The organism is Candidatus Polarisedimenticolia bacterium, from assembly GCA_036001465.1.
GTDB lineage: Bacteria > Acidobacteriota > Polarisedimenticolia > Gp22-AA2 > Gp22-AA2 > Gp22-AA3.
The window spans coordinates 1-10,501 of sequence record DASYUH010000026.1 but is presented as its reverse complement, the minus strand read 5'-3'; the positions used below and the strand labels follow the sequence as shown (position 1 = coordinate 10,501).

The following is a 10,501-nucleotide window of genomic DNA, read 5'->3' as shown; positions in this document are numbered from 1 at the left end:
GAGACTGTCAAGTTGTAATTTAAGACTGTCCATAACGACAGCGCCCGGTCAGTAGCCCGCCCCGACGAGCGCCGCGAGCTTCGCGAGCGACATGCGCCAGCCGATCTCATTGTCGGCGGTCGACAGGCCGGGCGGCAGCCCGTCGTGCACGGCCAGGACCTCGGTCCCGCCGTTCGCATCGACGAGCGTGTACGTGATCGTCATCTCGCCGCGCAGCGCGGGGTCCGTGGTCTCGAACTCGACCACTTCGACAACCTGTTCGTTCGCCACGAGCTTCATGAAGCGGCCATGAAACGTGTCGGTGTGCGCGGTCGTCTTGCCGGTCCCGGTCGGCGCGTCGTACGTGAGCGAGATCCGGAACGAGCCGCCTTCGCGGGCGTCAAACGCATGAACATGGCTGGTCATGCCATCCGGCACCATCCACCGCGCGACCGCGCGCGCATCGAGAAGGGCGCGATAGACGCTCGCGCGGGGCGCATTCACGCGGCGACTGATGCGGGTCGCGCTCATGCACCAACATTAGCAGGCGCACCGGGCACGGGCAAGAACGCCGTCTGGACCGTGAGATTGGGATGGCAGGGTCCGCCGATCACGGTATATTTGGGAGGTCTCGTAGGTCGAATCCCCCCTGGACCGGAGTTGTGCGAGGTCAGCCCTCGCAGGCAGGAGGCGACATGCGATCACGACCGCGCCGTGCCCCCCGTACCGGCCTGGCCCGGGCCCGCATCCCTCGGCGGCTTCTCATCATGGCGTCGCTGGCGGCCCTGACCGTCGGCCATCTCGCCGCGCGGCCGGCCTTCCCTGATCCGGCTCTGCCCGTCCCGAGCGCCTCGCATCTCGCGATCGCCGACTTCAACGGCGACGGGATCCCGGATGCAGCCGTCAGCACCTATGCTCCAGGCGGGGTGGTCGTGGCCCTCGGTCAGGAGGACGGTACGCTGGCCACGGCGACCTCGATCCCCCTCGAGCCGGGGGTGCTTTTCGTCGCCGCCGCGGACCTCAACCGGGATTCCCGACAGGACCTCGTGCTTGCCAACGTTGCGAACGATCCGTTTCAGCCGGGCGACGGCGCAACGTGGGTGATCCTCGGCCGGGGCGACGGCAGCTTCCTTCCCGCGACACGCCTGACTACGGGAGTCCGGCCCAAGGCGGTGGCAATGGGTGACTTCGACGAGGATGGGAACCCGGACCTCGCGTCCATCAGTACGTGCTCGGCCGGTGTCGACTGCCCCTCTGGCGAGGTCTGGATATCGCCCGGGTACGGGGACGGCACGTTCGGCCCCGCGACCGGCACACCGGCCGGGCGGGAGCCGGTCTACCTCGTCAGCGGGGATTTCAACGAGGACGGGCACGTGGACCTGATGGTCGCGAACACCCGGGCGTTCTACCCGGAAGGCCCCGGCGATCTGTCGTTCCTGGCCGGCCGCGGGGACGGAACGTTCGCTCCCGAGCAGGACGTCACGGAGGCGGTGGTCGCTCCCCATGCTCTCGCCGTCGGCGACTTCAACGCGGACGGTCACCTGGACATTGCGGGGATCCGGCACACCGGTCACTCGGTCAGCATCTACATCGGGCGCGGCGATGGAACGTTCGCGTGGAATTTCTTCCCGACGGGGCAGGATCCGACCGATGTGGTGGTCGGCGACTTCAATGCGGATGGACTCCAGGATGTGGCGACGTCCAACAATCAGTCGGACGACCTGGCGGTTCTGCCGGGGCGCGGTGACGGAAGTTTCGGTGAGGCGTTAAGGACAGACGCGGCGAACGGGCCCTCGGGCCTCGGCTTCGCCGATTTCGACGGGGACGATCGCATGGACGCGGTGGTCGCCAATGAGGTTTCGGAGACGGTCCTGCTCCTCCCGGGCCACAGCGACGGCACCTTCGGGACTCCGACGAGACCGCTCGATCGGTTCGGAAGCGCGGACAGCGCGCTGGCCGACTTCGACCGGGACGGACACCAGGATCTTCTCGTGTCGTACGGCAGCCAACTCGGGCCACCCATGGGCCGCATGTCGTTTCTCCGGGGGCTCGGTGATGGCTCGTTCGGCCCGGAGATCCCATTCGCGGCCGAAACGCTCCGGGGGCCGCTGCGGGTGGCCGACTTCGACGAGGACGGAATTCCCGACTTCGCGGTCGGGAACCTCGACACGAGCGAGATCTCGATCTTCCTCGGCCTGGGGGATGGGAGCTTCGGGCAGGAGCGGCGCGTGAGCGTGGGCCCCAGCCCGGGGCACATCGCCGCAGGCGACCTGAACGGCGACGGCCATGTCGATCTCGCGGTCGTGAACCAGGGGGCGAACTACCCGGTCCGCCTGCCGGCCGACATCTCGTTGTTGCTGGGTCGAGGTGACGGCACGTTCGCCCTCGAGGTCCGCTTCTCGGGCGTCAGCGACGTCATCAATACGGCGATCGCCGACTTCAATGGCGACGGCATGGGGGACCTCGCGGCCACGAGCGAAAGCGACCTGTGGGACAGCGTTCCCGGAGAGCTGAACGTATTCCTGAGCCTGGGGGGCGGAGCGTTCGATGCCGGACGTGTGATGACCGCCGGGAAAGCAGTCTTCGGGGTCGTGGCGACAGATGTGAACAGCGATGGCCGGACCGATCTGGTCGTGAACAACCGCGGCGTGATCCAGCGCGAGTGGGAATCGGGCGACCTTGCCCTCTTTTGGCCGCGGCGACGGCTCGTTCGAAGCGGGCAGCCGGATCGAGACCGGCGGATCTCCCATCTACCTGGAGCAGGCGGATGTCGACCTGGACGGACGGATCGATCTCGTCTCGTCCAATTCCGCCGAGGACGCCTCGGTTCTGTTCGGGGGCGGTGACGGAACGTTCGCGCCGCCGGAGCGCTTCGGCACGCAGAACTATCCATACGCCTTCGCGGCAGGCGACCTGAACGGAGACGGCCGTCCCGACCTCGTCGCGCTGGGAGACAGCCAGATCGTCGTTCTCTTGAACCGAATCGAGCCCCTGAACACGCCGCCGCATGCCTCGATCAACTCCCCCGCCTCGGCGGAGTGCGGCGGGCCGGCCGGCGCAGCCGTCGTCCTGGACGGATCCGCCTCGGTCGATCCGGACGGGCCGTACGGAGGCTCGGACTATATCGTCAAGTACGAATGGTTCCTGGTCCTGGGACCACGGGCACGAGCGCCGCTCGGGACCGGCGCCGTCCTGACCGTGACCCTTCCCCTCGGATCGCACCTCATCGAGCTTCGCGTCACCGACACGCATGCCGCTGCCGGCGAAGCCCAGGCCGTGGTCGCCGTGCGCGACACCATTCCCCCTTCCCTGTCGGTCGCGCCCGACCCGACTGTGCTGTGGCCGCCCAACCACCGGCTCGTGCCGGTGAGCGTCGCCTTGCTGGTCAGCGACCGATGCGACCCGGCCGCCGCGGTGCGGCTGGTTGCCGTGACCAGCAGCGAACCGGATGACGCCCCCGAAGACCGGGATGGGAGGACGCAGGGGGACATCACCTTCCCCGACGCCGGCGCGTCAGCCACGGAGATTCTCCTGCGCGCCGAACGGGATGGAGACGGGCCCGGCCGCACGTATGAGCTCACCTACACGGCGACCGACGCATCCGGAAATTCCACGGTCGCGCCGGCCCTCGTCTCGGTGCCGCACGACCTCGGGCAGGGGCCAGAGCCGCTCTCGATCCGCGCCTCGCCGGCGGGGATGGACGGATCGGCGCGCTGGTCGTGGAGCGGCGTGATGGCAGCGAAGGGGTACGACCTGATCTCAGGAGACCTCGCGAGCCTGCGGATGGAACCCGGCAGGGTGTCCCTCGGCGCCGTGCGCGTCCTGGCCCGGAGGATCCAGGAGACGTCCTGGAGCGAGGACGGCGCACCTCTCACCCCTGTGGCGGGCAGCGCCTTCTTCTATCTGGTTGAGTATCGCGACGCCCGGGGGCCGACCGGCCTGGGAGCTGAGTCGGTCCCTCTCCCGCGCGAGCCATCGTCCTGCGACGCAGCCTGCCCCGGAATGGAGGCGGAATACCTCGCCTCCACCAAGGCCGAAACCCGCAGACGCTGACGGCGCCGCGCGGGAACCAGGGCGCCGACTCTCCGTCCGTGAAGGCTTCAGCCGTGCCCTTCGACGTGCCGCAGCTTGTCGGGATTGAGGACGCGGTAGGCGGAGACGATCCGATCACCGTCGGTGGCGATGGACGTAGTCCAGACCACCTGCCCCGACCTCGAGGTCACGAGCGTGGGCTCGCCGTTGAGCCGGACCGTCCGGTGGGTCAGCACGAGGCCACGGATCTTGCGCTCGATGGCCAGGAGGAACCGGGCAATCCGGTCCGCGCCGACCAGGACGTGGCGAGAGGCAGTCACCTTGCCGCCGCCGTCGGACGTCCAGGTGGCGTCCTGGGCGAACAGCGAGACGAGCGCGTCCTTGTCGTCGGCTTCGAGGGCGGCCAGGAACCCGTCCAGCAGCCGCTCCTTCGACTCGGGAGGGGCGGCGAAGCGCGGGCGGCCGGCGTGCACGTGCTCGCGGGCCCGGTGCACCAGCTGGCGGCAGGCGGCTTCGCTCTTCTGCGCGACCTGGGCGATCTCCGCGTAGTCGCAGGCGAACACCTCGCGCATCAGGAAGGCGACGCGCTCCTCGGGGGTCAGCCGCTCCAGGAGAACGAGGAAGGCCATGGACAGATCGGAAGAGAGGTCGGTGGCGCGACCGGGGGCCGCCCAGGCCCCCGTGGCGACCGGCTCGGGGAGCCACTTCCCGACGTAAGTCGTGCGCTCGGCCGCGGCGCGCCGCAGCCGATCGATCGACAGCCGGCCGATCACCGCCATGAGCCACCCCTCGGGGGAGCGGACCGCCCCCCGGTCCGCCTGGTGCCAGCGCAGGTACGCCTCCTGCACCAGGTCCTCGGCGTCCGCGACCGAGCCGAGCATCCGGTAGGCCATCCCGAACAGCCGGGGCCGGGCGCGCTCGAAGACCGCGGCGGGATCCGTCACGGAGTCCATGCCTCCTTGTTAGCACAGACGATCCCGGACGACCAGTGTGACGAGAGAAAAACGTGTCACAGAAGCCGGTGCCTCTCCGTCTTTAGAGGTGAGTCGCACAGAATAAGGAGGGACGAACGATGCGAATCTTTCTGACTGGTGCCACCGGGGTCGTCGGCCGTCGCGCGGTTCCGCTGCTCGTCGAGGCCGGCCACCGGGTGACCGCCGTCGGCCGCACACCCGAGAAACGCGCCGCCCTGTCGCGGGCCGGCGCCACGCCTGTCGACCTCGACCTGTTCGATCCCCAGGCCGTCGGCCCGGCGCTCGCCGGGCACGACGCCGTGGTCAACCTCGCCACCCACATTCCGCACTCGGGGACGAGCATGCTGCTTCCCGGCGCCTGGCGCGAGAACGACCGCATCCGGCGGGACGCCTCCCGGATCCTCGTGGACGCCGCGATCGCCCAAGGGGTCCCGCGCTTCATCCAGGAGTCGTTCGCCCCGATGTACGCGGACGCCGGCGACGCCTGGATCGACGAGACGTCACCGATCCAGCCGGCGCGCTACAACCGCTCGACCGTGGATGCCGAGCGCTCGGCCGAGCGCATCACCCGAAACGGCGGGGCCGGGATCGTCCTGCGCTTCTCCGCTCTCTACGGACCGGACTCCCCTCACGCGCTCGAGCTCATCGGGTACGTGCGCAAGGGGCGCGCGCCGATCCCGGGCTCGCCCGGGGCCTTCCTGTCTTCGGTGACCAACGACGACGCCGCCACCGCCGTCGTCGCGGCGCTGGGCCTGCCGGCCGGGATCTACAACGTCACCGACGACGAGCCGCTGCGCCGGCGCGAGTATTTCGACACACTGGCCCAGACGCTGCGCGTCGCCCCGCCCAAGCCTCCCCCCGCCTGGCTGATGGCGCTCGGCGGCTCGCTCGCGAAGCTGATGGCCCGCTCCCTGCGGATCTCGAATCGCAAGCTGCGGCAGGCCTCGGGCTGGCGGCCGCGCTATCCGAGCGCCCGCGAGGGCTGGAAGGCGATTCTCGAGGAGATCCAGGGGGCCGGCATCGCAGACCGGCCGGCTCGTGCCCGAGCCTCCCGGTGACAGCGTCCGGTCAGTAGCCCGCCTCGAACGCAGGCCTACTTCAGGTCTCTTATCGGGTCAGGGTCCGGGTTCGACGACGCGGGAGCCGGTCACGAAGTGATCCGTGTCGCCGAAGCACGAGGTCGGAAGGCCGACGTGCTGTTCGTAGTGCAGGACGACGCGCTTGCCCATGTCCGCGTTGATCTGCTTCGCCACCGCGTCATCGCGGACGGTGAAGCTGAAAATCTGCGGCATCGCGCCGGGAAGGTTCGCCATGGCGAGCTCCCCTTCCCAGGTCTTGCAGACCCATCCCTTGCGGGAGAACTTCTGGACGTATCCGGCGCGCTCGCCGTCCGAGTAGGAGTAGCTCAGGGCGGCCCAGATGTAGAGTCCGAAGCCGAGCACCGCAATGAGCACGATGAGAAGAATGCCTCGCCGCATGCTGCGCAACCCCGCGAAGGCCCGGGCGTTGATTGGAGCACAGGACGCCCCCCGTTCGCAACCGCGACCTAGGCGAGGGCTGACGGCCGCCCTGGGCTCAATCTCCGCCCGCCGCCTCGCTGTCCGACGCCGCGCTCAGCTGGCGCCGGCGCGCGTGGGCGGGTCCTTCGCGGGGTCTGAGCAGTTGCGGTCGACCTCGTTCAGCAACTGGTCGTCTGGCACTCCCCTCCCGCGTGGCGGCAGCTGGTCTGGTTCGGCGAGTGCGCGCAGAGGCCGCGCGAGGTGCACGCCTGCCGCTCGCACGATGACGGCGCGGCGAACGCCGCCGTCGCCAGGTCGCCGAGCGGAGAGACGTACGGCCCATCCCCGGCGACGCGCGCCGGAGCGGCGATCAGGCCGACGCCGACGAACACGGCACACACCACGAACATCCGAAGCGTGAGTCGAAGCGCACGATGCATGGTGGACCCTCCTTTGGCGAACAGGTTATCCCCAACCGGCTGGTGAGGCAAGCCAGAAACCTCCTTGGGGGCAAGTGGCGGATCCAATGCCCTTCGAACGGCTTCCTCAGGGCAGTAGCGCAGCCATCACCTGCTGGAGGAGGGCGATCAGCGAACCCAGGTTGGCGCCGGCGGCCTGGGCGGCCTGCAGGTCGGCGATGGCCAGCTGCGCCCCGCGTAGCCGGCCGTAGGCTGAAACGGCTGATCAGGAAGAACTTTCATCGAGAAGCCGATTCACTCGACTGACTACCGTGTCGAAGAGGCGTTGATCACTCGGGGTGTTCCAGTGGGTCGCCTCAGCTCGACCCCCTCGCGGCGTCCGGGTCAGCTGCAACTTGTTAGCATCCGTCGGCACCGGATACCGCCCCCCGTATTCTATGAAATGTGATAGGCGTCGGAGAACGTCCTTTTCCAAGCTGGACAACGTCAGGTGGAGGACTCGTGCCAGCTGCACCAGATCGTGAGCGCCTGCGTGTGGCACCGGAACGTACTTGCCATCCTTGGCAAGCGTGTGTCCGCGCTTGACCCACAGGGCTTTGAGAAGACACTCAATGGCCATACCGTTCAGCATCAACTCAATCGGATGAGTCCTCCATTCGCTGGCTACTGGAACAGGCTGGGGATTGACTGCTTCTCGGCGCTCGCGAAGCACAGCGGCCGCGGCGAGCAGGTCGCCAGCGCACATTCTCCAGGTCTGCGGTGCGTTCCCGGCCCATGTGTGCCGCTCGATTCTTCGTTTCCAGTCCATTCAGGTCTCAACGAGTCCCAGCAGGTTTCCGCTCCCGCTCGGCCGCGCCCGCATACCCCCGGTCACTTCGCCCCGTGCCTGCCGCACGGCGGCGACTGCAGCGGGTAGTTGGGCGGCGCTTGCCCATCTACTCGAGCTTTGGGTCGATCCTTATGCTACACACGAACCACGAGAATGCCTTCCGACTCGGCTGCGGCAGCCAAGTCAGCGTCGGCAGTCACCAGCTTGGTCTGGCTGCCGCCAGCGAACCACTTGAGGAAACTCTCGCGTATCACCGTCATCTGCAGCGTGTCCGCGACGTCAAGCTTAGGATACCGCTTGCGACGGTCGAAACCCTCGGCTTCATGCGTGAGTAGCACGGGATGACCATCGCGGATATCGAGATCGACCGAATGAAACCTACCACTTCTCACATAATGAAAAAATGTGTAAACGGCCCGGCCGTACTCATGGTCCGTCACCTCACCCCGACGCCGCTTTCCCTTGAGGGCTCCGAGAGCCTCAGCGAGCACAACCCAAGAGCTGTGGACCCGGCCGCTTTGGGATAACAGGTCATCGACCGCGTCGTGACCCCGCTCACGAGCGAGTAGCTTGACTATCGCACTCGCGTCGAAGAAGTAGGTCGGGATCACCTCCATCTCAGAATTGGGACGCACCGCATGCTCCGCTCAGATCGACCGGCCAACTACAATTCGACTGCATGAATTCAAAAGGGGGCCAAACTGCGGCCCCCTTCTCATTCTTCGAGCCCCGCAACCTCGGCGGGAACCCAGTCGTGATATCGAGCCGACTCTACCTCACGAACACCCGCTCGTCGCGCCGCAGTTGAGGCACTTGTAGCACGCCGCGTTGCGCACCATGATCGAGCCGCAGTCGGGGCAGGGGGGGGCGTCCTCGTCGGGGCGGAAGGCGAACATCGAGCGGGACGGGTCGGAGCCGGCGGCGCCGACGGACGACGGGCCGGAGCCGGGCGTCGAGCCGCGGGGCGAAGGGACGCCGACCGGGCCGGTGATCGTGGTCGTGCTCATGGGCCCGGCAGACAGGTTGACGGGCATCAGGCCTGGACGCCCAGGGGTCTCCCCTGCCGGCTGGCCGGCCGTCTCGCCGCCCTCCTCCTTCACGTGCACGCCGATGGCGCGCTGCTGGTCCTTGTTCAGGAACTTCGAGGCCAGCCATCTGAAGATGTAGTCGACGATCGACTTGGCGATCGGGATCTCGGGGTTGTTGGAGAAGCCCGAGGGCTCGAAGCGGACGTGGCTGAACTTGTCGACGAGGACCTGGAGCGGCACGCCGTACTGCAGGGCCATCGAGACGGCGGTGGCGAAGCAGTCCATGAGGCCGGAGACGACGCTCCCTTCCTTGGCCATGACCAGGAAGATCTCGCCGGGCTGGCCGTCCTCGTACATGCCGACGGTGACGTAGCCGTCGTGGCCGGCGATGGAGAACTTGTGGGTGATGGCGCGGCGCTCGTCGGGCAGGCGGCGGCGCACGGCGCGGGCCGGGGCCTCGACGGTGACGCCGACGCCGGGGGCGGCCTCGACCTTGACCTTGGTCTGGTCGCGGCTGGTCGACAGGGGCTGGCTGCGCTTGCAGCCGTCGCGATAGATGGCGACGGCCTTGAGGCCGAGCTTCCAGGACTGCAGGAAGGCCTCGGCGATCTCCTCGGGCGTCACGTCGGACGGCACGTTGACCGTCTTCGAGATGGCGCCCGAGATGAACGGCTGGACGGCTCCCATCATCTTCACGTGGCCCGTGTAGTGGATGGCCCGCTCGCCGACGGCGCAGTCGAAGACCGGATAGTGCTCCGCCTTGATGTAAGGCGCTCCCACGACCGAGTTGTGGTCGTCGACGTAGGCCACGATCTCCTCGGCCTCCGTCGGCGCGTAGCCGAGCTTCTCGAGCGCCATCTGGACGCCGCGGTTCACGATCGTGATCTCGCCTCCGCCGACGAGCTTCTTCGACTTCACCAGTGAGAAGTCGGGCTCGACTCCGGTCGTGTCGCAATCCATCATGAAGCTGATGGTGTTGTGGCTGACGAAGCCGTTGGCCACGTACGTGACGTTGTCCGGGACGGAAAGGTCGTACGTCGGCTCGTCGTCGAGCGTCTCGACGGTCGCGACCGTGTCGTAGTAGAAGCCGAGCAGATGTTCGAGCTCCGTGCTCTCTGTGCGCTCCATCAGCGCCGTGGCGGATCGCCGCGAGACGTCACCGCGCCGCGCGAGCGACATCAGCATCGTCTTGCGGAGCGAGTCGTTTTCGGGCGCGAGCTCGTCGACCAGCTCACGGCTGACAGGGATGTGATCGTGCCGCGACGCTTGGCGGTGATCACCACGCCAGAGCGATGCTTCCCTTCGGATCGACATGAAGCCGATCTCGGTCAAGAAGCGCTCGGACGCAGCGACGTTCAGCAGGCGGAGGACGAAGCGATCGTTGTTTCCCCAGTTCGAGCCCGCGCCATCAACCTTTCGCGTGGTGACGAAGCCGAGGGCCAACAGAAGGCTCTGGATGTCGCGGCTGAAGGTCTCAGTGACCGTCGTCCATGAGACGTATCCGGTATTCGTGCTGCCGTCCGCCTCGAACAGGCCGCGGACGAACGCCGCATAAATCTCGCGATCGTTCGTGTGCAGGACTGCGTCCGGGATGTGTGAGTGCCACCCCTTGCCGGCGTGTTCGGCAGCCGGCGGGAGCTTCGCGAAGCCGCATGCTTCCCACCAAAGGACGAGCGGCACTGAATTGAACGCGACCTCCGTATACCCCTGCTTCTCGGTGATTGCAGCGTTGAGTCCGAAC

9 protein-coding genes are annotated in these 10,501 nt (G+C 67.6%); 3 read left to right on the top strand and 6 right to left on the bottom strand.

All coding sequences use genetic code 11. From position 1 onward, the window contains the following. Positions 1-48: 48 nt before the first annotated feature. On the bottom strand, positions 49-510 hold the full coding sequence (locus VGV60_05485) for an SRPBCC family protein (protein ID HEV8700706.1): 462 nt from the start codon (positions 508-510) through the stop codon (positions 49-51). A 164-nt stretch (positions 511-674) separates the two neighbouring features. Between VGV60_05485 and VGV60_05480 the strand changes: the two genes are divergently transcribed. Together VGV60_05480 and VGV60_05475 are read left to right on the top strand one after the other, a co-directional pair. Further along, positions 675-2,825 (top strand): VCBS repeat-containing protein, encoded by a 2,151-nt coding sequence (locus VGV60_05480; protein HEV8700705.1) that lies wholly within the window; start codon positions 675-677, stop codon positions 2,823-2,825. Then, positions 2,707-4,032 carry an FG-GAP-like repeat-containing protein gene (locus tag VGV60_05475; protein ID HEV8700704.1) on the top strand — a complete coding sequence of 442 codons (1,326 nt, stop codon included), beginning with the start codon at positions 2,707-2,709 and terminating at the stop codon, positions 4,030-4,032. Before VGV60_05480 ends, VGV60_05475 begins: the two co-directional genes overlap by 119 nt. A 47-nt stretch (positions 4,033-4,079) precedes the next feature. On the opposite strand, the gene sigJ is transcribed toward VGV60_05475, so the two are convergent. Then, a complete protein-coding gene (gene sigJ, locus VGV60_05470; GenBank protein HEV8700703.1) occupies positions 4,080-4,964 on the bottom strand; it encodes an RNA polymerase sigma factor SigJ in 885 nt (294 codons plus the stop codon). 119 nt (positions 4,965-5,083) lie between these two features. Here sigJ and VGV60_05465 point away from each other — a divergent pair, with 119 nt between their 5' ends. After that, positions 5,084-6,043, top strand: a complete 960-nt coding sequence (locus tag VGV60_05465; protein ID HEV8700702.1) for an NAD(P)-dependent oxidoreductase — start codon at positions 5,084-5,086, stop codon at positions 6,041-6,043. A 57-nt stretch (positions 6,044-6,100) separates the two neighbouring features. Here VGV60_05465 and VGV60_05460 read toward each other — a convergent pair whose 3' ends face one another. The 4 genes from VGV60_05460 to VGV60_05445 form a co-directional block, all read right to left on the bottom strand. After that, positions 6,101-6,463 (bottom strand): hypothetical protein, encoded by a 363-nt coding sequence (locus VGV60_05460; GenBank protein HEV8700701.1) that lies wholly within the window; start codon positions 6,461-6,463, stop codon positions 6,101-6,103. A gap of 200 nt (positions 6,464-6,663) precedes the next feature. Beyond that, positions 6,664-6,924, bottom strand: a complete 261-nt coding sequence (locus tag VGV60_05455; GenBank protein HEV8700700.1) for a hypothetical protein — start codon at positions 6,922-6,924, stop codon at positions 6,664-6,666. Between the two features lie 942 nt (positions 6,925-7,866). Next, positions 7,867-8,343 (bottom strand): type II toxin-antitoxin system VapC family toxin, encoded by a 477-nt coding sequence (locus VGV60_05450; protein HEV8700699.1) that lies wholly within the window; start codon positions 8,341-8,343, stop codon positions 7,867-7,869. 165 nt (positions 8,344-8,508) lie between these two features. Then, positions 8,509-10,501, bottom strand: a 1,993-nt coding sequence (locus VGV60_05445; GenBank protein ID HEV8700698.1) for an LAGLIDADG family homing endonuclease, incomplete at its 5' end; no start/stop codon positions are given.

Coding starts and splice junctions, on each gene's coding strand:
- VGV60_05485 (HEV8700706.1), bottom strand. CDS start 510: ATGAGCGCGACCCGCATCAGTCGCCGCGTGAATGCGCCCCGCGCGAGC.
- VGV60_05480 (HEV8700705.1), top strand. CDS start 675: ATGCGATCACGACCGCGCCGTGCCCCCCGTACCGGCCTGGCCCGGGCC.
- sigJ (HEV8700703.1), bottom strand. CDS start 4,964: ATGGACTCCGTGACGGATCCCGCCGCGGTCTTCGAGCGCGCCCGGCCC.
- VGV60_05465 (HEV8700702.1), top strand. CDS start 5,084: ATGCGAATCTTTCTGACTGGTGCCACCGGGGTCGTCGGCCGTCGCGCG.
- VGV60_05460 (HEV8700701.1), bottom strand. CDS start 6,463: ATGCGGCGAGGCATTCTTCTCATCGTGCTCATTGCGGTGCTCGGCTTC.
- VGV60_05455 (HEV8700700.1), bottom strand. CDS start 6,924: ATGCATCGTGCGCTTCGACTCACGCTTCGGATGTTCGTGGTGTGTGCC.